Annotated in this window: 22 protein-coding genes and 1 pseudogene; 7 read left to right on the top strand and 16 right to left on the bottom strand. The window is 44.7% G+C overall.

Translation table 11 applies throughout. The features are described 5' to 3' along the window. Positions 1-6 precede the first annotated feature (6 nt). Positions 7-867 carry a 4-(cytidine 5'-diphospho)-2-C-methyl-D-erythritol kinase gene (gene ispE, locus AOC33_RS01355; protein ID WP_089514813.1) on the bottom strand — a complete coding sequence of 287 codons (861 nt, stop codon included), beginning with the start codon at positions 865-867 and terminating at the stop codon, positions 7-9. Continuing rightward, on the bottom strand, positions 860-2314 hold the full coding sequence (locus tag AOC33_RS01350) for a lipoprotein insertase outer membrane protein LolB (protein ID WP_089514812.1): 1455 nt from the start codon (positions 2312-2314) through the stop codon (positions 860-862). Before AOC33_RS01350 ends, ispE begins: the two co-directional genes overlap by 8 nt. Before the next feature lie 35 nt (positions 2315-2349). On the opposite strand from AOC33_RS01350, the gene mutM reads away from it, so the two are divergent. Together mutM and mutY are read left to right on the top strand one after the other, a co-directional pair. Next, a complete protein-coding gene (gene mutM, locus AOC33_RS01345; protein ID WP_089514811.1) occupies positions 2350-3186 on the top strand; it encodes a bifunctional DNA-formamidopyrimidine glycosylase/DNA-(apurinic or apyrimidinic site) lyase in 837 nt (278 codons plus the stop codon). Further along, positions 3186-4229 carry an A/G-specific adenine glycosylase gene (gene mutY / locus AOC33_RS01340; protein ID WP_143744002.1) on the top strand — a complete coding sequence of 348 codons (1044 nt, stop codon included), beginning with the start codon at positions 3186-3188 and terminating at the stop codon, positions 4227-4229. The genes mutM and mutY overlap by 1 nt, the downstream gene beginning before the upstream one ends. Here the strand turns inward: mutY and rapZ are convergent. The 11 genes and pseudogenes from rapZ to uvrA all read right to left on the bottom strand — a co-directional run bounded on the left by rapZ (position 4174) and on the right by uvrA (position 14677). After that, on the bottom strand, positions 4174-5079 hold the full coding sequence (gene rapZ / locus AOC33_RS01335) for an RNase adapter RapZ (RefSeq protein WP_089514809.1): 906 nt from the start codon (positions 5077-5079) through the stop codon (positions 4174-4176). The genes mutY and rapZ overlap by 56 nt on opposite strands. A 1-nt stretch (position 5080) precedes the next feature. After that, positions 5081-6064, bottom strand: a complete 984-nt coding sequence (gene hprK, locus AOC33_RS01330; RefSeq protein WP_089514808.1) for an HPr(Ser) kinase/phosphatase — start codon at positions 6062-6064, stop codon at positions 5081-5083. A gap of 4 nt (positions 6065-6068) precedes the next feature. Further along, positions 6069-6521 (bottom strand): PTS sugar transporter subunit IIA, encoded by a 453-nt coding sequence (locus AOC33_RS01325; protein WP_089514807.1) that lies wholly within the window; start codon positions 6519-6521, stop codon positions 6069-6071. A 38-nt stretch (positions 6522-6559) separates the two neighbouring features. Further along, positions 6560-6886 (bottom strand): ribosome hibernation-promoting factor, HPF/YfiA family, encoded by a 327-nt coding sequence (gene hpf, locus AOC33_RS01320; RefSeq protein ID WP_089514806.1) that lies wholly within the window; start codon positions 6884-6886, stop codon positions 6560-6562. 10 nt (positions 6887-6896) lie between these two features. After that, positions 6897-8263, bottom strand: a pseudogene (gene rpoN / locus AOC33_RS01315) (RNA polymerase factor sigma-54). Positions 8264-8317: 54 nt separating this feature from the next. Beyond that, positions 8318-9067: an LPS export ABC transporter ATP-binding protein gene (gene lptB, locus AOC33_RS01310; protein WP_089514805.1), complete on the bottom strand. Its 750-nt coding sequence runs from the start codon at positions 9065-9067 to the stop codon at positions 8318-8320. Beyond that, positions 9067-9615 carry a lipopolysaccharide transport periplasmic protein LptA gene (lptA, locus tag AOC33_RS01305; protein WP_089514804.1) on the bottom strand — a complete coding sequence of 183 codons (549 nt, stop codon included), beginning with the start codon at positions 9613-9615 and terminating at the stop codon, positions 9067-9069. The genes lptB and lptA overlap by 1 nt, the downstream gene beginning before the upstream one ends. After that, positions 9612-10223, bottom strand: coding sequence for an LPS export ABC transporter periplasmic protein LptC (gene lptC, locus AOC33_RS01300; RefSeq protein WP_089514803.1), 612 nt, complete (start codon positions 10221-10223; stop codon positions 9612-9614). Before lptC ends, lptA begins: the two co-directional genes overlap by 4 nt. 2 nt (positions 10224-10225) lie before the next feature. Beyond that, the gene (locus tag AOC33_RS01295) at positions 10226-10795 is read right to left on the bottom strand and encodes a KdsC family phosphatase (protein ID WP_089514802.1); all 570 of its coding nucleotides are present in this window, start codon (positions 10793-10795) and stop codon (positions 10226-10228) included. Position 10796: 1 nt separating this feature from the next. Next, entirely contained in the window at positions 10797-11798 is a 1002-nt protein-coding gene (locus AOC33_RS01290) for a KpsF/GutQ family sugar-phosphate isomerase (RefSeq protein ID WP_089514801.1), read from the bottom strand. A 23-nt stretch (positions 11799-11821) separates the two neighbouring features. Continuing rightward, a complete protein-coding gene (uvrA, locus tag AOC33_RS01285; protein WP_180738070.1) occupies positions 11822-14677 on the bottom strand; it encodes an excinuclease ABC subunit UvrA in 2856 nt (951 codons plus the stop codon). A 39-nt stretch (positions 14678-14716) separates the two neighbouring features. Between uvrA and AOC33_RS01280 the strand changes: the two genes are divergently transcribed. After that, positions 14717-15883 (top strand): MFS transporter, encoded by a 1167-nt coding sequence (locus AOC33_RS01280; RefSeq protein ID WP_089514799.1) that lies wholly within the window; start codon positions 14717-14719, stop codon positions 15881-15883. A 44-nt stretch (positions 15884-15927) separates the two neighbouring features. Beyond that, complete coding sequence (gene ssb, locus AOC33_RS01275) at positions 15928-16383, top strand: single-stranded DNA-binding protein (protein WP_089514798.1); 456 nt, start codon at positions 15928-15930, stop codon at positions 16381-16383. Here ssb and queF read toward each other — a convergent pair whose 3' ends face one another. From queF to ilvA, 3 genes are read right to left on the bottom strand one after another with little or no spacing between them, the layout of a single operon-like run. Beyond that, a complete protein-coding gene (queF, locus tag AOC33_RS01270; RefSeq protein WP_089514797.1) occupies positions 16384-17217 on the bottom strand; it encodes an NADPH-dependent 7-cyano-7-deazaguanine reductase QueF in 834 nt (277 codons plus the stop codon). 4 nt (positions 17218-17221) lie between these two features. Further along, positions 17222-18133 (bottom strand): 5'-nucleotidase, encoded by a 912-nt coding sequence (locus AOC33_RS01265; RefSeq protein WP_089514796.1) that lies wholly within the window; start codon positions 18131-18133, stop codon positions 17222-17224. A gap of 2 nt (positions 18134-18135) precedes the next feature. Further along, a complete protein-coding gene (gene ilvA, locus AOC33_RS01260) occupies positions 18136-19656 on the bottom strand; it encodes a threonine ammonia-lyase, biosynthetic (RefSeq protein WP_089514795.1) in 1521 nt (506 codons plus the stop codon). A gap of 40 nt (positions 19657-19696) precedes the next feature. Here ilvA and AOC33_RS01255 point away from each other — a divergent pair, with 40 nt between their 5' ends. From AOC33_RS01255 to AOC33_RS01245, 3 genes are all read left to right on the top strand, one after another. Next, on the top strand, positions 19697-20200 hold the full coding sequence (locus AOC33_RS01255) for a YqaA family protein (RefSeq protein ID WP_089514794.1): 504 nt from the start codon (positions 19697-19699) through the stop codon (positions 20198-20200). Between the two features lie 110 nt (positions 20201-20310). Next, the gene (locus AOC33_RS01250) at positions 20311-24144 is read left to right on the top strand and encodes a DUF3683 domain-containing protein (protein WP_089514793.1); all 3834 of its coding nucleotides are present in this window, start codon (positions 20311-20313) and stop codon (positions 24142-24144) included. Between the two features lie 2 nt (positions 24145-24146). Further along, positions 24147-24551, top strand: a complete 405-nt coding sequence (locus AOC33_RS01245) for a gamma-butyrobetaine hydroxylase family protein (RefSeq protein ID WP_089514792.1) — start codon at positions 24147-24149, stop codon at positions 24549-24551. The last annotated feature ends 1 nt before the right edge of the window (position 24552 follow it).

Here is a 24552-nt window from a genome sequence, read left to right as displayed (position 1 = left end):
CTACTCCTATGAACTTGGATTGTATGACGGATGCCTTGCAAGACCCCGCACCACAAAACCGATCCATTGATGAGGTAGTTGACTCAGTAAATCATTGGCTAGCTCAGATTCAAGGGCAACAAACACGCTGCTACCTGATCCTGACATCCTTGGGCTCGATTGCGGAGCCTGTTGGTGAAGCCAGTTTAATACCGCTGCAACTTCCTGATACTTTTGAATCACAACCTCTTCACAATCGTTCCTGCCAAATTGTTCAAGATTGGGTGAATCAATAAAGTCTGAGATTGTAACGGTTGGGTGATTTCTCGTCAAATTTGGGTCTTTGAAGATGTCCACAGTTGGAATGTGAACTTTTGGATAAACCAATAAAAAACAGGACTCTGGAAGGCTCACAGCTTGAAGAAGCTCGCCGATGCCCTCTACAAAAGCATTTTGGCCAAACAAGAAAAAGGGCACATCGGCACCTAATTTCACCCCTAAATTCATCAATTCTTTGCGGCTTAACTGAAGCCCCCATAATTCATTGAGGCCCCAAAGAGTTGCGGCTGCATCGGATGATCCTCCACCAAGACCAGCTCCCATCGGAATGCGCTTTTCAACTTGAATGGTGCAACCTTGCTTGGTTTGACTGTATTCCTGAAGTAGTTTGGCGGCTCGAACAACCAGATCTTCTTCGGGAGGAACGTTCACAGCGCCTGTTGGGCGGTGCACGAGTCCGTCAGTTGAAGCAGTCAGATAAATATCATCATGAAGATCAATCAATTGGAAAACAGATTGCAATAAGTGATATCCGTCTTTTCTTTGTCCAACAACGTGAAGAAAGCGGTTTATTTTTGCGGGGGCCTTGATGTGCAATGCGTTAGTCATCAAGCTCTTCGAAAATTATTTTTATTTCAATCTGGCCAGCCGTTGTTTTTCTTGCAAGGTCTAGTTTTTTTATTTGATTTTTTTCAGTCCACTGAAATGTCATGGTCCAACCATCTTGGATGATTTTTTGAGCCCTCAGTCGCTCATCTCTTTCAATGCTCGCAGGTGCGCCAACTCTTGCTTCACCACTCAACCATTTTGACAATCCTCTTGCTGGCAAAGGCAGTCCTGTATAGCTTTGCAACAATGCATCAGCATCATGCGCTTCAAAAATCTTATCACCGTCTTCTAGCTTCGCACCTGAAGGATTGATGGTGATTTTTGCCAAGGCACCACCCATTGGGTTTCTGATATCCAAGATGTCGGTTTGAGCCTCATGACTCAAGGTGAATGCACCACTACCACCGTTCTTAGAATCTTTGCCACTGACCTTAACTGCAAAGCGACCATCCCATAATTGAGGAGATTTTTTTGACGAGCTGGGCACTCTCTCTGGCCAAAGTCTGGTCATCGTGTCTTTCAACGTTTTATTGTTGGCATCCAATGCTTCAGATTTTCTCCAGATGGCATCCGCACCTTTGCGATCTTGATTGACCCAAAGAGCTTCTCCCAAGTGGGCGCCAATTTCTGCTTCAGGCTTGGTTTCAAAGGCTTTGTTTAATTGTTCAATCGCTAAGTTTATGTTGCCCAATCGAAAGTTAGCCCATGCAAGACTGTCTAAGATATACATGTCATCGGGCGCCAACTGATGGGCTTTTTTCAGAAGATTGACTGCTTCTGGAAGTCTTATGCCTCTGTCTGCAAAAGAGTAACCCAAGGCATTGAGGGCATTTTTCTCATCAGGTTTTTTTTGAATGATACGTCGCAATGCTTTTTCCATCGCATCATAATTCTTTGCTTTTTCTGCACCCAGTGAAAAAGTGTAAAGAATATCTAAATCATTAATTTGAGGAATGGATCCTTGCAGGATGTTGAAAAAAGCAATGAGGCTGGCCTCTTCATCTTGAGCTCTGGCTAAAAGTGGGCGCCAGGAGTTGATTAATTTTTCTTTGGCTGCGATGGTTTTTAGTTGGCTTAATTGCAGTTGGGCTGGCTTGACACTCTCAGCCCATCGTTGATTCAACATTAAAAGAGTTGTCAGTATTTCTTTAGCATCTTTAGGATTGATTTCATCCCAAAGTTTTGCGGCGTCTAAAGCCAATTCTGGAGAATTGCCAGCAATCGCTATTTCCATGGCTCTTTGAGCAAGCGGGCCATCTCGCAGAGTTCGGGCCATGCTCATATAGGTTTGGTAGGCAGTGGATGCTTCTCCGCGTTGCAGGCTGATTTCTGATGCCAAAATTTGAAACATTTGCTCTGCTGAAAGGCTTTTAGCCGGAGCGGACCATGCCTGAAGGCTGGCTGTGGCAAAGATGGTGCTGAGCAAAAGTTTAAGTTTTATTGTCATAAGCACATTCTAATCTCACCGCCTACAATTGGCATATGCCTGAATTGCCAGAAGTTGAAGTTACCAAACAGGGGGTAGAGCCTCATGTTGTCGGTAAAGCTGTGACCAGTGTTGCCATTTACGATGGCCGCTTGCGTTGGCCTGTGCCTGCGAATTTAAAAAAACTACTTCTAGGAAAAAAACTCACCCAAATTAAACGACGTGGCAAATACTTGTTATTCAGAATGGAAGATGGGTATTTGTTGATTCATCTTGGCATGACCGGTGTGCTCAGAGTGGCAAATCCAAAGGATGAGCTAAAAAAACATGATCGCGTTGAAATTGGTTTTGGTAAAAAATTATTGCGCTTGCATGACCCCAGAAAGTTTGGCGCGGTCTTGTGGGCGGCAGATGAAGATGGTGAAATCGAATGCCATCCACTGATTGCTAAATTAGGGGTTGAACCATTTTCAGATGATTTTTCAGACGAGAAGGCAGGGCCACACTTGTTCGAACATGCAAAGGGCCGACAAATTTCTATCAAACAGTGGTTGCTAGCGGGTCAGGCAGTGGTTGGTGTTGGCAATATTTATTGTTCAGAAAGTTTATTTTTAGCGGGTATTCATCCTGAGATGCCAGCGGGAAAGTTATCTAAGCCAAGGGCATCTTTGTTGGCATTGGCGATCAAAGATACCCTGAGTCGCGCGATCAAAGCGGGTGGTAGCAGCTTGAAAGATTTTGTGAACAGCGATGGTAATCCCGGGCACTTCATGTTGCAAACCAAAGTCTATGATCGTTGTGGATTGCCATGCGTTAATTGCAAAGCCCCCATCAAGCAAATAGTCCAGGGACAGCGGTCCACCTACTTCTGTTCCAAATGTCAGAAAAAGTAATGATATTTTCAGAAGTTAAAAACTTCACACAAGATCTGATTGATTGGCAAAAAAAATTGGGCCGTCATGATTTGCCCTGGCAAAAAAATAGAACTGCTTACCGTGTTTGGTTATCAGAAATCATGTTGCAACAAACACAAGTTTCAACCGTGCTAAATCGTTATGATGAGTTCTTAAAAATATTTCCAACAGTTGAGCGTTTGGGCGCGGCAACAGTCGATGAAGTTTTGGCTCAGTGGAGTGGGATGGGTTATTACACGCGTGCCAGAAATTTACATCGGTGTGCACAATCCGTGATGACTGATCATGATGGGGTCTTTCCGAGTGATCCTAAGGTATTGGAGTCTTTGCCAGGCATTGGCAGATCTACAGCGGCTGCGGTTGCGGTGTTTGCATATGGCAAGAGAGCTGCCATCTTGGATGGAAATGTAAAAAGAGTCTTAGCCAGAATTTGGGGTTTTGATCAAGATTTGACTAAGACGCTGCACACCAATCAATTGTGGTCTCATGCTGAAAATTTATTGCCTCATAAAAAGTCTGATCTGATTGCTTACACGCAAGGTCTGATGGATTTTGGTGCCACTCATTGCACTCAATATCAACCAGCATGTATTGACCCTCAAAAGGGCTCATGCCCATTTAAGAAATCTTGTGTTGCGTATTTAAGCGAACGAATTAATCAAATCCCCTTGAAAGTTAAAAAAGTCAAAGTTGAAAAAATTGATATGACTTGGTGGGTGATGATTCATCAAGATCAAGTCTTATTAGAAAAAAGGCCAGAAAAAGGAATTTGGGCGGGCTTGTGGTGTTTCCCGGAAAGCCAAGAACTGGTAAAAGAACCATCACAAGCAATGCCTGCGTTCAAGCATGTGCTCACACATCGGCAGATGACCATCAAGCCCATCAAAGTGCATCTAAAGAAGCGTGTTCGTTTACAAGAGAATCAACAGTGGTTCTCACTGAATGATGTGGGTGGCCTGGGTTTGCCTAAGCCGATGTCTCTTTTTTTAAAGAGTTTAGATCTAGTTCGCGATGGCGAATGAGTAAGTGAAAATCATCTTCAGCAATCGCTTGAGATTTCTTTTTGAAATAATCAAATAAACAATTGACCAAATAAACCGAGCGATGTTGTCCACCAGTGCAACCAATCGCAATGGTCAGGTAACTTCTTCTATCCGCTTGATACTTTGGTAGCCAGGTTTCTATGAAGCGACGTATGTCATCACCCATCGCTTGAACTTCGGGGTGTTCTCTTAAGAAGTTAGCAACTTCTGGATCGTTACCGGTCAATGGTCTTAATTGTGGATCGTAGTGTGGATTTGGCAGACATCGAACATCAAAAACCAAATCCGCATCTCTTGGAACACCATGTTTGAATCCAAATGACTCAAACAAAATGGTCAGGCCTGGACGTTCATTTTTTAAGAGATCTTGTATCCAAGATCTGAGCGTGTGTGCTTTGATGTGGCTGGTATCAATGTTGTGTGCAGTCTCTGCAAGATCAGCCAAGAGTAAGCGCTCTTTTTCAATCGCATCAATCAATGCAACCTGAGGGCTTCTATTGTCATCAGGTTTTGATAGCGGGTGTCTTCTGCGTGTTTCTGAGAAACGCTGCACCAGAGTTTCTGTGTTTGAATTTAAAAACAGAACGCGCACATCATGATGTTTTTTTAACTGTTCAATGATGGCTGGAAGTTCTTTGATTGATTGTCCGCGCCGTGCATCAACAGCAACAGCTAACTTTTCTCTACCTTGTTTGCTAAGAGATTGAACCAAATCGTGAATGAAATCGACCGGTAAGTTGTCGACACAATCATACCCAGCATCCTCTAGGGCATTCAAGGCAACTGATTTGCCTGAGCCAGAGATCCCGGTGATGATGAAGACGCGCATATTAAATCAGACGACTTTGATTTTTATTGGCATCCTCTGATGCCATCAGCTGACGTTGACGTTCCATGAATTCTTTTAATGTGTCAATGCCACGCAGTTGCAAGATGGTGTTACGCACAGCTGCTTCAACCAACACGGCTAAGTTTCGACCAGCAGCAACTTGAATTTTCACGCTGCGAATAGGAAAGCCAAGCACATCGATTGACTGACCATCAATTGGTAATCTTTCAAACTCACCATCATTTCTTCGAACCAATTGAACGATGAGTCTTAACTTCATTCTTCGTCGAACAGCTGTTTCACCGAAAATGGTGCGGATGTCTAAAAGACCAAGACCGCGAACTTCTAAAAGATCTCTCAAGATTGGCGGGCATCGGCCCTCGATGTAATCCGGGCCAAGTCGGGCAAAATCAACGGCATCATCAGCAACCAAGCCGTGACCCCTTGAAATAAGCTCTAAACCTAATTCACTTTTACCTAAGCCTGAGTCACCCGTGATTAAAACACCCATGCCCAAGATGTCCATGAATACGCCATGCATGGTGACCCGTGGTGCGCCAACTTTGGTCAGGTACATGCGCAAGCGGTCGATGACTTCTGCGGCTGATGTGCTTGATTTAAACAAAGGTGTTGATGATCTTTGACAATAAAGTACCAAGTCATCATGAGGCTCGCAGCCATCTGCCACGATCAAGCATGGCGGTTTTAAAGATATCAGCCCTGCAAGTTCACGCTTGCGATTATCAGGATCTAATTTTTCGTAATAGTTGATTTCTGGAACACCAAAAACCTGCATGCGGTCTGGGTGAATAAGATTCAAGTGACCAACAAGATCTGATGATGAAGAAGCAAGTTTGACTGCTTCAGCGCTGAAGCTGTTATCCGCCCCTTCAAGGCCTGCAATCCAGCTTAATTTCAACTCAGAAATATTGTCATCAAAGAGCGTTTGTGCGGTGACGCTGGCTAAATTGAGTGGCTGGGTCATTTGATTAATTCCAGGCGGTCAGTAATTGATAAATATTATCAGCACTGGGCTCTGTCAGCAGAATGTTTTTATTTTTATTGTTTGAAATGGTTTGGGCTATTTTTGCAAGAATGTCTAGGTGTGCTTGAGTTGCGGCTTCAGGAACGAGCATGATGACCAATGCTTTGACAGGTTGCTTATCAGTTGCATGAAAGTTGATACTTTCTTTCAATCGCACAAAACCGATATGAGCTTGTTCAAGAAACTTTACTCTGCCGTGAGGAATTGCGATGCCATTGCCTAAAGCGGTTGAGCCAAGAGCTTCGCGCTCTTCTAAACAAGCTATGACTGAATTCGCTGAAATGCCGTGATTTTTTTCAAATTGTTGTGCAATGAAAATAAATAACTCTTCACGAGAAGAAACCTCAATATCTAAGGAGATATTGTTGGGGGTGATGAGTTGGGCCAAGGCGTTCATGTGTGGAGTGCATTATAAGATTGCCTTGGCCTATTTAATCAAGTGTTTTTCAAGGTTTGATGGTGATGATCTTGCACTTTTTCTTTGTGCTTGAGTACTTGTCTGTCGAGTTTGTCTACGACTAAGTCCATCGCGTGATACATATCGCCATTGTGGGCCTCGGCAAAGAGGTCTTTGCCTTTCAGGTGAAGCGTGATTTCAGCGTGATTGCGAAGATCCTTCTCTTTTTCATTATTAATAGACAAAGTGACCGTCATGTTCTGTACTTGGTCGAAATGGCCGCTGATTTTTTTTAATTTGTCTTCTAAATGCGAACGCATCCCAGGGGTGATTTCGACGTGATGACCCAAGATTTTTATATTCATCTATTGCTCCCTATTGTTTTCTACGCAAATGAACGGCAGGGATGCGCAGAGATTCCCTGTATTTGGCAATGGTTCGTCTAGCCACCACAAACCCTTTTGAAGCCAGCAGATCAACGATTTGAGTGTCTGAGAGGGGTTTTTCTTTGTTTTCTTCGGCAATAGCCTGTTTGATCAAGCTTCTGATGGCGGTTGACGATACCGAACCACCAGTATCGGTGGATATTTGGCTGCCAAAAAAGTACTTGAATTCAAAACAGCCAGCAGGCGTGGCCATGTATTTTTGAGTGGTTACGCGAGAAACTGTGGATTCATGCATGCCAATCGTGTCTGCAATTTCCCTCAAAACCAGCGGTCGCATAGCGATCGGCCCATGATTGAAGAAGTTTTGCTGTCTATCCACGATTGCTTTTGCAACTTTTAAGATGGTGTCACTTCTTTGTAGCACATTTTTAACCAGCCATCTAGCTTCTTGCAGTTTTTGCTGCAAACCATCCATGCCCTCTTTATTGCGGTTATCTTTGATAACTTTTGCATATTCCTCGTGAAGGCTTATTTTGGGAGCGGCGGCAGGGTTTAGGACGACCGTCCACTGTCCCTTATGATTTTTAACAATGACATCAGGAATCAGGGTTGAATCAACATGGGTGTCAAATCCTGATGCAGGGTTGTGTTTTAAGGTTTTGATTAATTGAATGCTGTCTTGAAGGTCTTCATCATCTATTTTTAAAAGCTTTTTAATTCTGGCCCAATCTTTGTTGGCCAAAATATCAAGATAGTCACTACAAATCTTGTGAGCAATTTTCCAGGCCATGGTTAATTGATGGTCGGCGGGAAAGTTTTCTAGTTGTAAGCGAAGGCATTCTGCTAAGTCCCTGGCACCAACACCGGCTGGTTCAAGTTGTTGCAATCTGACCAAAGCTCTTCAAGAGCGCTGCCATCCTCCGGGTCCATGTGCGGCTTAAGTTCTTCCGCCAACTCTTCTAGATCAGTATCTAGGTAGCCGTGCTCATCGAGGTTTCCGGCAACAAAACCCACCAAGGCTTTTTCTTCAGAGCTGATGCGCAATAACTTGATTTGAGCAATCAATGAATCAAGGAGAGATTCTTGCAAGCTAATTCTTGAAAGGCGATCATCATCTTCATCGCTGAATTGATTGCTCCTTGATCCTCCAAGGCTAAGATGTGAAAAATTCTCTAAGGGCTCTTTATCCGAAAGGCTGGTTTCAGATTCGTAATTAATGAGTGGATTCTGTTCAGCCGCCTGAATCAGTTCTTGCTCAAGCTCCATGGCTGAAAGCTGCAAGAGCTTGATTGATTGTTGCAGTTGAGGTGTTAAGGCCAGATTTTGTGAGAATCTGAGCTGAAGAGATGCTTTCATGTTACGGTCATTTTAGACCGTCATTGCTGTATTGGTACGTTTTTTGCTTAAAAATTACATGCGGAAGTTTTCGCCAAGATAGACTTTTCTAACGGCTTCGTTATCAATGATGGCGGATGGTTCGCCTGCGGCCAACACTTTACCTTCACTGATGATGTAGGCATGATCACAAATACCCAAAGTTTCTCGAACATTGTGGTCGGTGATCAATACGCCAATTTGGCGATCTTTTAAAAATCGCACAATTCTTTGAATTTCACCAACCGCAATTGGATCCACACCAGCAAACGGTTCATCTAACAGAATGAATTTGGGTTGTGATGCCAGGGCTCTTGCAATTTCAACTCTTCGACGTTCGCCGCCGGACAATGACATTGCTGGATTACTGCGCAAATGTGAAATCTGTAATTCTTGTAACAATGAATCTAATCTGCTTTGGATTTCCTTTTTGGAAAGTGGTTGGTCATTTTCTTCTTGTAACTCTAGAACAGCTTGAATATTTTCTTCAACCGTCAGCTTTCTAAATACAGAGGCTTCTTGAGGCAAGTAAGATAGTCCAAGCTTGGCTCGCTCATGAATTGGTAAATGAGTGATGTCTTGTCCGTTAAGAGTGATTTCACCGCCATCCAATGGAACCAAGCCAACAATCATGTAAAAGGAAGTTGTTTTGCCAGCACCATTCGGTCCTAATAAGCCCACCACTTCACCACTTTTTACTTCAACGCCTACTTCGGTAACAACAGTTCTTGAACCATATCTTTTTTGAAGACCAATAGCAGTTAGGGTGGATTGGTGATTGCTCATTATTTTGAAGGTCCTGTTAATTCTTTTCTTCGCGGTGATAAGGTTGATTTCACAGATGCTTTAGAAACAACATTATATTTTTCAGTGTTTCCATCATAATGAATTTTGTCGCCATGCAATTGATCGGTGACCCTCGGGCCAGATATTTGATTCATTCTGGCTTGTTTCTGAAGGATGGCAATGTCTGTTTTGCCATCATATTCAATTAACTCGGCAAAACCCTCAATGAAATCGTTAAATCCAGTATCTCTTTTTTGTCGAAGACTGGCGAGTTCCCCTGGTTTGGCAAAAATGGTGACAAATTGATAGCCCTCAGGATCAATTTTCACTTCAGCTTTTTCACCTTTGATGATCAGTGAGCCTTTGATTAAAAGAACATTGCGCTCAAGATAGTAAATCTGTTTGACGTCATCAAATTGAGCTTTGTCAGAGCTTAAGGCGATGGGTTTGTCTTTGTCGGCTTTTTCCGCGTGTGCAGGGATGGTAAGCAGCCCAAGTGCGATACCGATGCTCAAGCAAAAAGAATATGTAGCTAGGCGAAACCTCACGGTGTATTACCTTTGGATTCTGATTCTATGCGCCCCTTGACCTGGCCAATCATGGTTAGTTTTTGATGAACATTATCAAAAACAGCACCTTCTTGAGATGTCATGATCGATTGACCTTGCTCTAAATTAACAGGGCGATTTGTTTTAACAATGTCGTCATTCATGAGCACTGTGAATTTGCTTGAGCTCATGAATAATCTTGCGCTACCTGCTTGTGTTGCCGTGGCTGCTTGAGCGGGGCGAGTAAGACTGGCATTGCCGACCAAATCTAATACTGTCATGTCACCATCCAAAAAGCCCTTATCGGATTTAACGGTGATAGCAGGTTTTGTTTCATGAAACCTTCTGGCGATGGGCCAATCAATTTCTGAGCTGGCATCATCTTCATAATGCGTCAGCTTTTGACCAACCACACGAAATTTTGTATTACCTGCAGGGCCCAAAGTGGTGACAACAATACCATCCATGATGTAGTCAGGAACGTGACGTTTTTGTTTTTCGGTATCTAGGTTTGGTTCGTTCATTTGAACCATCCAATAAGTGCCCAGCGTCAAGAATGCCATCAATAGCATTGGCAAGAACTTTAAAACCTGGGCCAGGATTCCCATGGTTATAAAGACTCTTGAAGTAAGCGCTGATAGTTGTCTTGAGCCACTAAGATCAAGTCACAAACTTCACGAACTGCACCGGCACCGCCTGAGCGCTTGGTAATAAAGTGCACACGTTTTTTCACTTCTTCATGTGCTTGAGCAGGGCATGCAGCAAAATGAACTTTTGGCAGTACTGACAAATCTGGCCAATCGTCACCCATGGCGGCGCAATCTGACAGCGTTAGCTTGGTTTGCTCCAACAATATTTGCAGAGCTTTGAATTTTTCAGAGACACCCATTTGTACATGTTTGATGCCCAATTCTTTTGCTCGACCTTCAACCATCAAAGAATTGCGTCCCGTGATGATTGCAACAATCACACCGGTTGACTGAAGTAGCTTGATGCCGTGACCGTCCAAACTATCAAAAATCTTGAGAGCTTCTTTACCATCTTGACCGATCAATAAGCTGCCATCAGTTAAAACACCATCCACATCTAAAACAAGAAGTTTGACGTTCGCAGCGCGATCAAGTGCTTGAGGGTGTTCTGTGTATGGGTTGGTGACCATCGGGCTGAATGCATTCGACATATTAAATAACCTGTGCTGCAAAAAGATCGTGAAGGTTAAGAGCTCCCATAAGAACTCCATTTGCATCCACAACCACGAGCTGATTGATGCGATGACGCTCCATCATTTCAACCGCTTCGGCTGCTAAAAGATCGGGGGAGATGGTTCTTGGGTTTGGGGTCATGGCATCTTTTAAAGAGGTGCCTTGAAACTGAATGTTCTTTTCGATCAAACGACGCAAATCACCGTCTGTGAAGATGCCAAGGACTTTTTGTGAGTCATCCACCACCACGGTCATGCCCATGCGCTTGGAAGTGATTTCTAATAAAGCATCTGTGATACTTGCCTTGATGTTTGTGCGAGGCGCTTCTGATCCACCTCTCATCACATCACGCACGTGGGTGAGTAATTTTCTTCCCAAGTTGCCACCTGGATGTGAGCGCGCAAAATCTTCAGGTTTAAAGCCTCTGGCATCGAGTAGTGCAACTGCTAAAGCATCTCCCATCGCTAAAGCGGCAGTGGTGCTGGCAGTTGGTGCCAAATTGAGTGGACAGGCTTCTTTTTCTACTGACACATTGATGTGTGAATCTGCCAGTGATGCCAATGATGATTCTGGATTGCCTGTCAATGCAATGAGTTTTGCACCAGTTCTTTTAATAATAGGAACAATGGCAGTCAGCTCACTGGTTTCACCAGAATTTGAAAATGCCACAAAGACATCATGTTGGGTAACCATGCCTAAATCACCGTGACTTGCTTCAGCTGGGTGAACAAAAAAAGCAGGTGAACCAGTGGATGCGAAGGTCGCTGCAATTTTTCTGCCGATATGGCCAGATTTGCCGATGCCAGAAACCACGATGCGACCCGTGCAAGCCAAGAGCAGTTCAATGGCGTAGGCGAATTTCTCAGCATTTTTTTGCGTGAGATTTTTTTGAAGCGTCAAAATGGCCTCAGCTTCAATGGCCAAAGTTTCTCTAGCCAAATCAATGGCTCGCTGATTTTGTGCAGAAGTTTGATGAGTCATAGCTAGAGTATATGTCTTTAGGCTTATTTCAATAAGGGGGCCAGGTATTTGCCAGTGTAGCTTTTTGCTACTTTAGCAACTTTTTCTGGGGTGCCTACCGCGATGATTTCACCGCCACCGCCACCGCCCTCTGGGCCCAAATCAATGATCCAGTCAGCTGTCTTGATCACGTCCAGATTATGTTCAATGATAACAATGGTGTTGCCATGCTTTTTGAGGGTGTGAATCACCTTGAGCAAGAGCTGAATATCATGGAAATGAAGGCCGGTGGTAGGTTCATCCAAAATATACAAAGTTCTTCCAGTGTCTCGCTTGGATAGCTCCAAAGAGAGCTTCACTCGTTGTGCTTCACCCCCAGATAAGGTGGTGGCACTTTGACCTAGTTTGACGTAGCCCAAACCAACATCGAGCAAGGTTTTAAGTTTTCTTTTGACCGTTGGTACTGCCTCAAAGAATTCATGAGCTTGCTCAATGGTCATGGATAAAACTTCGTGAATATTTTTACCTTTGTAGCGAATATCCAAAGTTTCTCGGTTGTAACGTTTGCCGTGACACACATCGCAAGGAACATAAACATCAGGCAAGAAGTGCATTTCAACTTTTAAGACGCCATCACCCTCACATGTTTCGCAGCGGCCACCTTTGACGTTAAAAGAGAATCTACCGGCTTCGTAGCCACGCTCACGAGCAGCTGGAACTCCCGCGAATAATTCTCTGATCGGAGTAAAAAGACCAGTGTAGGTTGCAGGATTTGATCTGGGTGTTCTGCCAATCGGAGATTGATCAACGTTGATCACTTTGTCAAAATGTTCTAGACCAATGATTTCTTTGTGTTGCGCTGGCTCTGCGTTAGAGCCATAGAGATGCTGAGCAACCGCATGATGCAGCGTATCGTTGATCAAGGTTGATTTGCCTGACCCTGACACACCTGTTACGCAGGTCAACAATCCCAAAGGAATCTCAACATCAACATTTTTAAGGTTGTTTCCTGTGGCACCCAATATTTTTAAAGAATGCTCTCCAACAGGAGTTCTGTTTTTAGGAACCTGAATGGCTTCTTTGCCCGAAAGGTAAGCGCCTGTTAATGAATCTGGATTGGATTCAATTTCTTTTGGAGTGCCTTCTGCGATGATTCTTCCGCCGTGCTCTCCAGCACCTGGGCCAATATCAATCACATGGTCCGAAGCTCTGATCATGTCTTCATCGTGCTCAACCACTAACACTGAATTGCCTAAATCTCGAAGGTGCTTGAGTGTGCCAATGAGTCGATCGTTATCGCGTTGATGTAGACCAATAGAAGGTTCATCTAAAACGTACATCACGCCAGTTAACCCAGAGCCAATTTGTGAGGCCAAGCGAATGCGCTGAGCTTCTCCACCAGAAAGAGTGTCTGCGCTTCTATCCAAAGATAAATAATTTAAGCCAACGTCATTGAGGAAGCTTAAGCGCGCCCCGATTTCAGAAATGATTTTTCCTGCGATTTCTTTTTTGGCACCTTTTAATTCCAAAGAGAGGAAGTAGTCACGTGCTTGACCCAAGGGTAAATTGCTGACCTCATAAATGGCGCGAGCTTGTTTGCCATCACCCACTTTGACATTTCTGGCTTCAGTCCTTAAGCGTGTGCCTTCGCAACTTGGGCAGGGTTTGTTATTTTGATATTTCGCCAGCTCTTCTCTCACGGTTGGTGAGTCAGTTTCTCTGTAGCGTCGCTCAAAGTTGGCCACAATGCCTTCGAAGGCGTGTTCTCGAATAACTACTTTACCTTTTTCGTTTAAATACTCAAATGGAATATCTTGATTGTTAGATCCAAAGAGAAGTAGTTCTTGCGCTTTCTTTGGTAACTCTTCAAACGGCGCCTCTAAATCAAACTTGGCATGCTTTGCAAGGTTCTGTAGCAATCTGAAGTAAAACTGATTGCGGCGATCCCATCCTTTGATGGCCCCTGAAGCTAAAGACAGTTCAGGGTGCGCTACCACGCGTTTTGGATCAAAAAAGCTGATATGACCCAAACCATCGCAACTAGGACAAGCACCCATGGGGTTGTTGAATGAAAACAATCTTGGCTCTAATTCTTGTAAAGAGTAGGAGCAAATAGGGCAGGCAAACTTACTTGAAAAAAGCTGCTCTTTATCGGTGTCCATTTCCAGTGCAATGGCTCTGCCATCGGCTAAGCGCAATGCCGTTTCAAAAGACTCCGCTAAGCGTTGCTGAATATCTGCTTTTATTTTGATACGGTCGACCACCACATCAATGGTGTGCTTTTCGTTTTTAACTAACTTAGGCAACTCATCGACTTCATATATTTTTGCTTTGTTGTGTAAAGCAGTGCCGCCACCTGAGCGAATTCGAAAACGCACAAAACCTTGTGCTTGCAAGTCTTCAAATAGATCAACGTGCTCGCCTTTTCTTTCGCTCACAACAGGCGCCAAGATCATTAGCTTGGTGTCTTCAGGCATTGACATCACTGCATCAACCATTTGTGAAACACTTTGGGCTTCAAGAGGCAGTTGATGTTCTGGGCAGTGAGGGGTTCCGGCGCGCGCAAAAAGTAAACGCAAATAATCGTGTATTTCAGTGACGGTACCAACCGTGGAGCGTGGATTGTGGCTGGTGGCTTTTTGCTCAATAGAAATGGCAGGTGATAAACCTTCGATAGAGTCAACGTCTGGCTTTTCCATCAACTGTAAAAACTGACGGGCGTAGGCAGATAAAGATTCTACGTAGCGTCGTTGTCCTTCAGCGTAAAGCGTATCGAAAGCCAAAGAACTTTTACCCGATCCAGATAGGCCAGTTAAAACCACCAACTGGTTTCGTGGAATATCGAGGTTGATATTTTTAAGGTTGTGGGTGCGAGCACCTCTGATTTTTATCGTATCCATGATTTTTCTCTGCGTAACCAGTTAATATAGCTCTTCTTTATGGAAAAAACAGAACTTCGCGCATCTTTGGCTTTAGCCGGCATTTTTGCCCTTCGTATGTTGGGGCTTTTTTTGATCTTGCCGGTCTTTAGCATGCACGCCAAAGGCTTGCCTGGTGGTGATCAAGCCCTTTTAGTCGGGTTGGCCTTGGGGGTCTACGGCCTTGTTCAGGCATGCCTGCATATCCCGCTAGGCATGCTTTCTGATAAGTACGGTCGCAGACCTGTGGTTGTGGTCGGACTTTTATTGTTTGTTTTAGGTGCTGTTATAGCCGGTAGCCATGATGATTTGATGTGGGTCATTGTCGGGCGAGCGATTCAGGGTGCTGGTGCTGTTTCAGCAGCAGTGACCGCATGGTTGGCCGATTTAACCAAAGAAGAAACTCGCACAAGAGCGATGGCCATGGTTGGAGGCAGTATCGCCCTGACATTTGCCATATCCTTGGTTTTGGCTTCTCCTTTGCATGAATCTATCGGTTTGGACGGCATGTTTTATCTGATGGCTGTTTTAGGGGTGGGCGCCATTTTGTTGGCCTTGTTCGTGGTTCCGCAGCAAGAAAAATCGAACACGCCCTTTACCGCGAAGTTTTCTGATGTTTTCTTAAACACTGATTTATTGAGATTGAACTTTGGGGTGTTTGCTTTACATGCAGCCCAAATCGCATTGTTTTTGACCTTGCCTAGGTTATTGGTCAAAGCCGACTTGCCTTTGGTTTCGCATTGGCATCTCTATTTACCGGCTGTATTGATTTCTTTTGCTTGTATGGCACCCATCATCATGATGAGCGAGAGAAGAAAACGTATCAAGCCAGCCTTTATCTTCGGCATTCTTTCTATGATGGTTGCTCAGCTGATCATAGCCAGCTTTGACACCCTGCCAGCCCTTGCAACAGCGGTGCTGATTTATTTCATCGGGTTCAATATTTTGGAAGCGATGCAACCGTCCTTGGTTTCTCGCTGGGCAAGTCATGCCAAAGGCACTGCTTTAGGCATCTACAACACCACTCAATCAATTGGCTTATTCATTGGCGGATTGGGCGGTGGTTGGTTATTGCAGTGGGGTGGTGAATCAAGTGTTTTTTATGCTTGTGCAGCACTGATTTTTGCCTGGCTTATAATCGCTTTATCGATGAGAGAGTTGCCTCCAAAGGTTAGCTCACCAACTTAATTCGATCAATTTCGGTACAACAAACTTTTCTTCGGGAGACAAAAATGGCATCAGTTAATAAAGTAATCATTGTGGGTAATGTTGGCCGTGATCCAGAAACTCGTCGCCTACCAAGTGGTGACGCAGTGACGAATATTTCAATTGCTACCACTGATCGTTACCGCGACAAGCAATCTGGCGAGATGCGTGAGAACACTGAATGGCATCGCGTTGCATTTTTTGGCAAGGTGGCTGAGGTGGCAGAAAAATACCTCAAAAAAGGTTCACAGGTTTATGTGGAAGGCCGTTTAAGAACGCGTAAATGGACTGACCAAAGTGGTCAAGAAAAGTACTCCACAGAAATCGTTGCAGAAACAATGCAAATGTTGGGTGGTAAAGCGCCAGGATCTTCTGATGGTGGTATGCCAAGCCAAGGCTCATCTGCTTCATCAGCACCCAGATCATCTGCTCCAATGAGCAGCCCAAGCATCAGCGATATTGACGACGATATTCCGTTTTAATTATTGACGTGAGTGCCGGACATTGTCCGGCCACTCAGCGTTGTAATCAGCTCTGAATGGATTGATATCAATGCCGCCTCTGCGTGTATATCGGGCGTAAACCGATAGCTTGCTAGGGCGGCATTTTTCTTTGATGTCCATGAAGATTTTTTCAACGCAGTGCTCATGAAACTCATGATGTTCTCTAAAAGAAATCAGATAGCGCAGTAAACCTTCTTCATCAATGGTTGGGCCAACGTAATTGATTTGAATACTTGCCCAATCAGGTTGAGCGGTCACTGGGCAGTTAGAGCGCAGTAGATGGCTGACCAACGATTCTTCAACAATGCCTAGGCTTGTGTCTGATGTGAGCAAGGCGGCATCCGGCAATTGCTTGGGGTCAATCTCTAAATCTAATCGATCCAACAATTTTCCAGCCATCTCCTTCATGCCTTTTGTGCATTGCTGTTCTGGTGAATTTAATTGCACAGAAACACTGGCACCAGCAGCTTTGGATAAATCGTTCTTGAGTGTTTGAATTAATTCTTCGTTTGATTGGAAGCAATGATTGTTCAAGCTGTTGAGATACAACTTCCACGATTTTGATTCAATGATGTTTGGTGAGTTGGCCGGAACAAAAAAGGTCGCAATTGCAAGCTGAGGCTTTCCTTTTGCGTTCAACCAACTGAGCTCATAGGCATTCCAAATATCAATGCCAAAAAATGGGGGCTCAGCATTTTTAATGCCAATCTTTAATCTATTTTCAGTTCTTGCGATTGGAAATAGAAGTTCGGGGCTGTATTGACTTGGGTTGTCAGAGTTTTTGCCCAATGGTGCTTGATCTAGAGTGCTCATGTGATTATTTGATTTGATTGGCAATGCCAGAAAGAACCTGACCTGTTGGGGCAACGTCTGATGCTAATTCGCAGTGACCCAGTTGATCGTCAAAGAAAAAGTCAGGTTGAAATTCTTTTAAAAAATCTTTTTTAGCTAAACCACCAAGAAACATCGCTTCATCAACTGTGACACCCCAAGCCATCAGAGTTCTGATCGCTCTCTCGTGGGCGGGGGCTGATCTGGCTGTGACCAAGGCAGTTCTGATCTTCATTGGTTGACCAGATTTTTTAGCTGAAACTTGCAGGCGATGCAGCGCTTCTAGTAAAGGTTTGAACGGACCCGGTGGTAGGGGTGTTTCAACTTTATGGCTTTCATGGGCAACGAATGCATCCAGCCCTTTGGCCTGAAAAATTCTTTCAGCTTCATCTGAAAATAAAACAGCATCTCCGTCAAAAGCGATGCGTATTTCATCTGGATTAGATTCAGCCAATTGTTTACTTTGAGGAAACACCATGGCTGCAGGAAAGCCAGCATCCAATGTCGCGCGCACATCATCAGCGTTGGCGGATAAGAAAAGATTGGCCTGCAAAGATTTTAAGTAGTGATACGGGGCGCGACCTCGGGTAAATACCCCGCGCTCAATGGCTAGGCCGGCATTTTTGGCAGAGCGGAAAACTCTCAAACCACTCACTGGGTCATTTCTAGAAAGAATCACGACTTCCACATTTTGTTGGCCACCTTCGTTAAAGGTCAGTAACTTCTTGACCAATGGGTAGGCAACTCCAGGTTTGGCGGGCAGATCAATTCTGTTCAATTGAAGTTGCATGTAGGCGCTGTCATCGCTGGCTTCAAATATTTGATTCTCTTCTTCAAAATCAAATAAGGCCCGCGAGGAAATGGCGACAACTAATTTGCCTTCAAGTGAAAACGCCATGCTTATGCCAAGAAAAGTTTGTAAGCAGGATTATCGCTTTCGTCCCAGTGTGGGTAGCCAAGACCTGCTAAAAATTTCTTCAATTCTTTTTTATCACTTGAAGGCACTTGCATACCAATCAAAATGCGTCCGTAATCCGCGCCATGGTTTCGGTAGTGGAACAAACTGATGTTCCAGTTGGGCGCCATGCTGGTTAAGAATTTCATCAAAGCACCAGGCTTCTCTGGGAACTCAAAGCGATAAAGCAATTCGTTTTTTGCTAACTGTGAACGCCCACCAACCATATGGCGCAAGTGTGACTTGGCCAATTCATCTTGAGTCAAATCAATGGTGTTGAAACCAGATTTGGTGAATGATTTGGCAATGACGGCGCTGTCAGAAGCTTTTTGTGTGGCGATGCCCACAAAAATATGAGCTTGATCAGCATCGGCAATGCGATAGTTGAACTCTGTGACGTTGCGCTCACCAAGAAGTTCGCAGAAACGTTTGAATGAACCTCTTTGTTCTGGAATGGTGACGGCAAAAACAGCTTCTTTGGATTCGCCAACCTCGGCTCTTTCAGCCACGAAGCGGAGTCGATTGAAGTTGATGTTCGCACCGCAAGCAACCGCAACCAAAGTTTGGTTCTTGCACTTCTCGCGCTCAACGTATGCCTTCAGACCTGCAAGCGCAAGCGCTCCAGCGGGCTCCAGGATGCTGCGCGTGTCCGTAAAAACGTCATTGATCGCTGCACAAATAGCATCTGTATCAACAGTGATGATTTCATCAACCACTTGCTGGCAAAGTCTAAAAGTTTCTTTGCCAACCAGTTTGACAGCTGTGCCGTCTGAAAAAAGACCAACATCTTTTAATTCAATTCTGCGACCGGCTTCCAAAGATTTTTTCATGGCATCAGAGTCAACGGTTTGAACACCAATGACCTTGATTTCTGGACGAATAGCTTTGATGTAAGCGCCAACACCTGCAATCAACCCACCGCCACCAATGGCCAAGAAAATGGCATCAATTGGCTCTTGGTGTTGTTGCAGAATCTCCATGGCGATTGTTCCCTGGCCTGCAATGACATCTGGGTCATCAAAGGGGTGGACGAACGTGAGCTGGTGTTTCTTTTCAAGAGATAGGGCGTGTTGATAGGCGTCGCTGTATGAATCGCCATGCAAAACAATTTTGACGGAGCTGCCACCGCGAGCACTCACCGCATCAATTTTTACTTGAGGCGTGGTGGTGGGCATCACGATGATGGCTTTGCAGTCCAATTTTGCTGCGGCTAAAGCCACACCTTGGGCATGATTGCCTGCTGATGCTGCTATGACCCCACGCTTGAGGTCTGCAGGGCTCAAATGAGCCATTTTGTTGTAAGCACCCCTTAACTTAAAGGAGAAAACCGGTTGGTTATCTTCTCTTTTAAGCAAGACTTTGTTATTAATGCGCGCGGAAAGGTGTGAAGCTAGTTCAAGCTCTGTTTCTCGGGCAACGTCATAGACCTTGGCGGTCAATATTTTTCGTAAATAATCTTTAGGCATCCTGTGAGCGTATCACGGCAAAAGCCTAAAATGCTCAAACATGGATATCAATTTACATAATTTTTTGGTTTGGCTTTCTCTACCCACGGTGGGCTTGCCGGCTGTTTTTTCGATTTCATTTGTATCGGCCACCCTTTTGCCACTGGGGTCGGAGCCAGTCTTGTTTGGTTACATCAAGTTAAACCCAGAAATGTTTTGGCCAGCTGTTTTTGTTGCTACCGCGGGTAACACTCTGGGCGGCATGCTGAACTGGTTAATGGGTTACGGGGCTAGCAAGGCGCATGAGAAGCTTTTGGGCCCCAGAGACCACAAATTATTGGGATGGTTCGAAAAGCTAGGCCCCCCAGCCTTGTTGCTATCTTGGTTACCGATTGTTGGGGATCCCTTGTGCGCGGTCGCTGGTTGGCTCAGATTGCCATGGCTTTCTTGCATGATTTATATGGCCGTTGGCAAGTTTGTACGATATGTCACCATGACTTATGCTTTATTGCTGATTCCCGAGGAGTTTTGGACAATCATTGGCCGTTGGCTTGGTTTTCTTTGATGACCTTGCACTATTTAAGGTCACAAAACGGCTCAAAAGAGGCCTTAAGTAAGAATAAGGCGAAGATCTCGATAGTCCTTTAAAATGGCTTTTTAGTTAAAAGTGATGATATGAACGCACCTTTGCCACTCCACAGCATGACAGAGCATCCTCAAAATGCCCCTCGTTTGCGTGAGATACCTTATAACTACACATCTTTCTCAGACAGAGAGATCGTTATCCGTTTATTGGGTGAAGAAGCTTGGCAAATTCTTGACGAACTAAGGTCTGGAAGAAAAACTGGGCGTTCAGCCAGAATGCTTTACGAAGTATTGGGCGATATCTGGGTTGTTCAGCGCAATCCATACCTACAAGACGACCTTTTGGACAATCCTGGCCGTCGCAAGCAATTGATCGAGGCATTGCATCATCGCTTGAAAGAAGTTCAAAAGAGAATGACCACTGATTTGGCCGACAAGGTTGGCAAATTGATGGATAGTGCCACGCTCGCTGTCGAGCAATTCAATGCCGAATTTGATCGTGTTGCGATTTTGCGCAAACGTGTTCGCAAGGTTTTAGGCAAGTTCACCGCGACTGACAATATTGCCTACGATGGTTTGGCTCGCGTTTCTCACGTGACCGATGCAACCGATTGGCGTGTTGAATACCCATTCGTTGTTTTAACGCCTGACACTGAAGAAGAAATTCCTAACTTGGTCAAAGGTTGTATTGAGCTGGGTTTAACCATCATTCCTCGTGGAGGTGGCACTGGGTACACGGGCGGTGCAATTCCTTTGTCTCCAATGTCAGCCGTTATCAATACAGAAAAGCTCGAAACTTTGGGCCCTGTAGAGATGATGCGTTTGCCAGGCTTGAGTGAAGAGGTTGCCACGATTTATTCTGGTGCCGGAGTTGTGACCAAGCGAGTTTCAGATGCAGCAGATAAATCTGGCAATGTTTTTGCTGTAGATCCTACGTCTGCTGAAGCCAGCTGCATTGGTGGAAATATCGCCATGAATGCCGGCGGCAAAAAAGCTGTTTTGTGGGGCACCGCTCTTGATAACTTAGCGTCATGGAGAATGGTTGATCCGGACGGCAACTGGTTAGACATTGAGCGCATTGGCCACAACATGGGCAAGATTCATGATGTCGCCTTTGCCACTTTTAAATTGGTTTGGTCAGATGGTTCTTATGCCCCTGGTCAAAAAGTCATCAAGACTGAAGAGTTGAAGATTGAAGGTAAGACCTTCCGTAAAGAGGGTCTTGGTAAGGATGTGACTGATAAATTTTTATCAGGCTTGCCAGGTATTCAAAAAGAAGGTTGTGATGGTTTGATCACCAGTGCAAGATGGGTCTTGCATCGCATGCCAAAGCAAATTCGCACAGTTTGTCTAGAGTTCTTTGGTCAAGCGCGCGATGCTATTCCAAGCATCGTTGAAATCAAAGCCTACTTAGATCAACAAACCAAACAAGGCGGCGCTATTTTGGCGGGTCTTGAGCATTTGGACGAGCGTTATTTGAAGGCAGTTGGCTATGCCACTAAGTCAAAGCGCAATGTCTTGCCAAAAATGGTTTTGATTGGCGACATCGTTGGTGATGATGAGAATGCTGTGGCGATGGCTGCCAGTGAAGTGATTCGCATGGCCAACACAAGGGTTGGCGAAGGTTTCGTGGCGGTGAGTGCAGAAGCTCGCAAGAAGTTTTGGTTGGATCGCGCCAGAACTGCTGCGATTGCACGTCACACAAACGCATTCAAAGTGAATGAAGACGTCGTGATTCCGTTAGATCGCATGGGTGAGTACACCGATGGTATCGAGCGCATCAACATTGAACTTTCTTTAAAGAACAAGCTTCAGCTTTTGAGTGAGCTTGAGAGTTTCCTTCAGCAAGGTAATTTGCCGCTAGGTAAATCAGAGGATGGCGATGTGCCTGAGGCTGATTTGCTCGAGGGTCGTGTTGCTCAGGCTTTGCAATTGATTGCCTCTGTTAGACAAGAATGGTTAGGCTGGTCACAGAACATGGACCAATACTTCTCAGCCTTGCAAGACAGAAGCTTGCGCGCCTCATGGAAACTTCAAGTCAGAGCTGAGTTAAGAAATATATTCAGTGGTGTTCCGTTTGAGCCGATTTTGAAAGAGTGTGAAGCAATCCACAAGAAGGTTCTTCGCAGTCGTGTATTTGTGGCCTTGCACATGCATGCTGGTGACGGCAATGTGCACACGAACATTCCTGTGAATTCTGATAATTACGACATGCTTCAAGATGCTCATCAATCAGTTGATCGCATCATGAAGTTGGCCAGATCTTTGAATGGTGTGATTTCAGGTGAGCACGGCATTGGTATTACCAAGCTTGAATATCTAACGGAAGAAGAGATCAAAGACTTTAGATCTTATAAGTTGAGAATTGACCCAGAAGGGCGTTTCAATAAAGGCAAATTAATGCAGGGCGCCGATTTGAGAAACGCTTACACGCCAAGTTTTGGATTGATGGGTCATGAATCTCTCATCATGCAGCAAAGCGATATTGGCGCCATTGCGACAAGCATCAAAGATTGCTTGCGCTGTGGAAAATGTAAACCTGTTTGCGCCACGCACGTGCCACGCGCTAACTTGTTATACAGCCCACGTAACAAAATTTTGGCCACATCTTTGTTGGTTGAAGCTTTCTTGTATGAAGAACAAACAAGACGCGGTGTTTCAGTCAAACATTGGGAAGCCTTTGACGATGTCGCTGCTCACTGCACGGTTTGTCATAAGTGTTTAACGCCATGCCCAGTGAAGATTGACTTTGGTGATGTCACCATGAATATGCGTAACTTGTTGCGCAAGATGGGGCAGAAGAAATTCAATCCGGGTGCAACGGCAGCGATGTTCTTCTTGAATGCCACCAACCCTGAAACGATTCAATTGACCAGAAAGTTAATGATCGATTGGGGTTACAAAGCTCAGCGTTTAGCGCACGATTTATTGAAGAAGTTTGCCAAAGCGCAAACAGCCAAGCCTCGTTCAACTGTTACGAAGCCGCCAATTCAAGAGCAGGTGATTCATTTCATCAATAAAAAGATGCCGGGTAATTTGCCGAAGAAGACTGCCAGAGCTTTGTTAGACATTGAAGATTCTGATGTGGTGCCTATCATCAGAAATCCACAAACAACTTCTGTTGATACAGAAGCGGTGTTCTATTTCCCTGGTTGTGGATCAGAAAGATTGTTTTCTCAAGTAGGTTTAGCCACTCAAGCCATGTTGTGGCACGCCGGTGTTCAGACCGTATTGCCTCCAGGTTATTTGTGCTGCGGTTACCCGCAAAGAGGTTCTGGCGATTTTGATAAAGCAGACAAGATCATCACGGACAATCGCGTGCTTTTCCATCGCATGGCCAATACATTGAATTACTTGGACATCAAGACAGTGGTGGTTTCTTGCGGCACCTGTTACGACCAATTAGCGGGCTACGAGTTTGAAAAGATTTTCCCTGGCTGCAGAATCATCGATATCCATGAGTTCTTGTTAGAGAAGGGTATTAAGCTTGAGGGTGCTAAGGGAGTCAGATACATGTATCACGACCCATGCCACAGCCCAATGAAGTTACAAGATCCCTTAAAGACAGTGAATAGCTTGGTGACCACTGAAGACGGTACCGCCATCGCGAAGAATGAGCGTTGCTGTGGTGAATCTGGCACATTGGCAGTCACTCGTCCTGATATCTCATCACAGGTTCGTTTCCGCAAAGAAATCGAAATGAAAAAAGGTGCGGATGAGTTGAGAGATGATTTTGATGGTCAGGTCAAAGTATTGACTAGCTGCCCTTCATGTTTGCAAGGCTTGTCACGCTATGATGAAGACTCTGGCACTAAAGCAGATTACATCGTGGTTGAGATGGCCAATCATTTGCTAGGGGCTAATTGGATGGCTGATTATGTGAAGAGCGCCAATTCAGGCGGTATTGAAAGAGTATTGGTTTAATCATGAGCTCAACAGAAAAAGCACCATTGCCTCAGAACATCATCGTTCATCAGCAGTCCAAAGTTTTGGAGTTAGCTTATGAGAACAAAACATATCAGTTGCCGTTTGAATTTTTAAGAGTGTGGTCACCGTCTGCTGAAGTCAGAGGTCATGGCGTTGGCCAAGAAACTTTGCAAACCGGTAAGCGTGATGTTTTGATCAATAACATTGAGCAAGTTGGTCATTACGCGATCAAGCCAGTGTTTTCTGATGGGCATGACTCAGGTATTTTCAGTTGGGACTATCTTTATGAGATGTGCACCAATCAAGAAGAAATGTGGCAGGACTATCTAGACCGAATGGAGCAAGCGGGAGCTAGTAGAGATATTGCAATGGTGAAGGATGAGCCACGCTCTTGTGGGCATTAAT

Source organism: Polynucleobacter cosmopolitanus (assembly GCF_002224225.1).
GTDB lineage: Bacteria > Pseudomonadota > Gammaproteobacteria > Burkholderiales > Burkholderiaceae > Polynucleobacter > Polynucleobacter cosmopolitanus.
This window is presented reverse-complemented; position numbering and strand designations above follow the sequence as displayed.

What these genes read in the sequence shown, in the direction of transcription:
- ispE (WP_089514813.1), bottom strand. Translation starts at nt 867, where the DNA reads ATGACTAACGCATTGCACATCAAGGCCCCCGCAAAAATAAACCGCTTT.
- AOC33_RS01350 (WP_089514812.1), bottom strand. Translation starts at nt 2,314, where the DNA reads ATGACAATAAAACTTAAACTTTTGCTCAGCACCATCTTTGCCACAGCC.
- mutM (WP_089514811.1), top strand. Translation starts at nt 2,350, where the DNA reads ATGCCTGAATTGCCAGAAGTTGAAGTTACCAAACAGGGGGTAGAGCCT.
- mutY (WP_143744002.1), top strand. Translation starts at nt 3,186, where the DNA reads ATGATATTTTCAGAAGTTAAAAACTTCACACAAGATCTGATTGATTGG.
- rapZ (WP_089514809.1), bottom strand. Translation starts at nt 5,079, where the DNA reads ATGCGCGTCTTCATCATCACCGGGATCTCTGGCTCAGGCAAATCAGTT.
- hprK (WP_089514808.1), bottom strand. Translation starts at nt 6,064, where the DNA reads ATGACCCAGCCACTCAATTTAGCCAGCGTCACCGCACAAACGCTCTTT.
- AOC33_RS01325 (WP_089514807.1), bottom strand. Translation starts at nt 6,521, where the DNA reads ATGAACGCCTTGGCCCAACTCATCACCCCCAACAATATCTCCTTAGAT.
- hpf (WP_089514806.1), bottom strand. Translation starts at nt 6,886, where the DNA reads ATGAATATAAAAATCTTGGGTCATCACGTCGAAATCACCCCTGGGATG.
- lptB (WP_089514805.1), bottom strand. Translation starts at nt 9,067, where the DNA reads ATGAGCAATCACCAATCCACCCTAACTGCTATTGGTCTTCAAAAAAGA.
- lptC (WP_089514803.1), bottom strand. Translation starts at nt 10,223, where the DNA reads ATGGGAATCCTGGCCCAGGTTTTAAAGTTCTTGCCAATGCTATTGATG.
- AOC33_RS01295 (WP_089514802.1), bottom strand. Translation starts at nt 10,795, where the DNA reads ATGTCGAATGCATTCAGCCCGATGGTCACCAACCCATACACAGAACAC.
- AOC33_RS01290 (WP_089514801.1), bottom strand. Translation starts at nt 11,798, where the DNA reads ATGACTCATCAAACTTCTGCACAAAATCAGCGAGCCATTGATTTGGCT.
- uvrA (WP_180738070.1), bottom strand. Translation starts at nt 14,677, where the DNA reads ATGGATACGATAAAAATCAGAGGTGCTCGCACCCACAACCTTAAAAAT.
- AOC33_RS01280 (WP_089514799.1), top strand. Translation starts at nt 14,717, where the DNA reads ATGGAAAAAACAGAACTTCGCGCATCTTTGGCTTTAGCCGGCATTTTT.
- ssb (WP_089514798.1), top strand. Translation starts at nt 15,928, where the DNA reads ATGGCATCAGTTAATAAAGTAATCATTGTGGGTAATGTTGGCCGTGAT.
- queF (WP_089514797.1), bottom strand. Translation starts at nt 17,217, where the DNA reads ATGAGCACTCTAGATCAAGCACCATTGGGCAAAAACTCTGACAACCCA.
- AOC33_RS01265 (WP_089514796.1), bottom strand. Translation starts at nt 18,133, where the DNA reads ATGGCGTTTTCACTTGAAGGCAAATTAGTTGTCGCCATTTCCTCGCGG.
- ilvA (WP_089514795.1), bottom strand. Translation starts at nt 19,656, where the DNA reads ATGCCTAAAGATTATTTACGAAAAATATTGACCGCCAAGGTCTATGAC.
- AOC33_RS01255 (WP_089514794.1), top strand. Translation starts at nt 19,697, where the DNA reads ATGGATATCAATTTACATAATTTTTTGGTTTGGCTTTCTCTACCCACG.
- AOC33_RS01250 (WP_089514793.1), top strand. Translation starts at nt 20,311, where the DNA reads ATGAACGCACCTTTGCCACTCCACAGCATGACAGAGCATCCTCAAAAT.
- AOC33_RS01245 (WP_089514792.1), top strand. Translation starts at nt 24,147, where the DNA reads ATGAGCTCAACAGAAAAAGCACCATTGCCTCAGAACATCATCGTTCAT.